Here is a 1,186-nt window from a genome sequence, read left to right as displayed (position 1 = left end):
GTGCCCAAAGGCACGCACGCGGTTTGATGTTGGCTACAGCTTACTTATGGATATCTTCATACGACTTAGACTTAATATTTCCAATTATATTTTCTGACTGTATTAAATATTCATAAACTTCGAGTAATCGATACGTTGAATATGTGTAAGGATTTTAAGCCTATTTGGAAAGATCCATTACATAAAGTGAAGATGAACAGCTTTTTCCTAAAATCCCGCCCGAACCAACTCCTCCAACAGCGCAGGTCGGCGTGGTTTTTCGCTATATTGCTCCCTAACTTTGTCGGCAAAGTCTTCCATCGCCTGCCGTTGTGCGGAATATTGGCGGCGGAGGGTCTTTAATTGGTTCAAGAGCTGGCGGTATTGCTTACGGTTGCTTGCCTTATTGATTTCAGCCGCAAAGATTTTCAGGTAGCAAGCCACGATTTGGTCGTGATACGGCTCGGGGAAAGACGGGGCAAAACGATCCATTGGGTACAACAACAAGAGGTGTTGCTGCAATAGGGCGAGCAGCCGGTCGAATTCCTGTTCATGCTCCAATATTTCAGCTTGCAGCGAATATTGACCCGACAAGCGCGCAAGCAGGCGGTTGAATTCATGCGGCCATTCGGCGGCGGAAAACGTGGCTTTCCATGCTTCATAATGCGGCAATGAAAGGGGGACGGAAAACGCCAAATCCGCTGCGATTTCGCGTACATTTTTACCGGTTTCCTTCAATACATCAAAAAGTTGCAGCTTCCATTTGTGCGCTGTGCCGAGTGTTCCTTCAGCTTCGGCAATACTGATGCCTTCGCGCAAGAGGCGTTCCGCTTCTGCCCGGTCTCGCTGCCCGACTGCTTGTTCTACCGCAATTTGTCTGAATTTCGGCAAGCGCAGATGTCGTCTGAAATAATCCTGCGCGGCAGCAGTATCGCCTTTCGCCTGCAAAACCTGCCAGCCTTCGAGTGCCCAAAATTCATAATCCCAATCCAATTTGGCAACTGCCAAACGTTTATTCACGCAATCTTGCAACGCCTGCCATTCACCGCGCAGCCGCCAGATTCGGGCGCGGATTTGGTAGATTTTATTGCCTGCCTCCGAGAAATCAAAATAGCGGCTGTCGTCCAAGCATTTGTCCAAAAAATTGATCAAACGCTTAGTGACGTTTTCCATGACCGCCTCTTCCAGCAGGTCGATGGCCATATAC

The 1,186-nt window shown here is 48.5% G+C and carries 1 pseudogene; it reads right to left on the bottom strand.

The features are described from left to right. Positions 1-207 precede the first annotated feature (207 nt). Positions 208-1,186, bottom strand: a pseudogene (locus tag ACTHUR_RS11480) (hypothetical protein); the annotation flags it as partial.

Source organism: Neisseria sp. P0021.S007, from assembly GCF_051956855.1.
The sequence above is the reverse complement of the archived record's forward strand: the minus strand, read 5'-3'. Positions and strand labels throughout refer to the sequence as shown.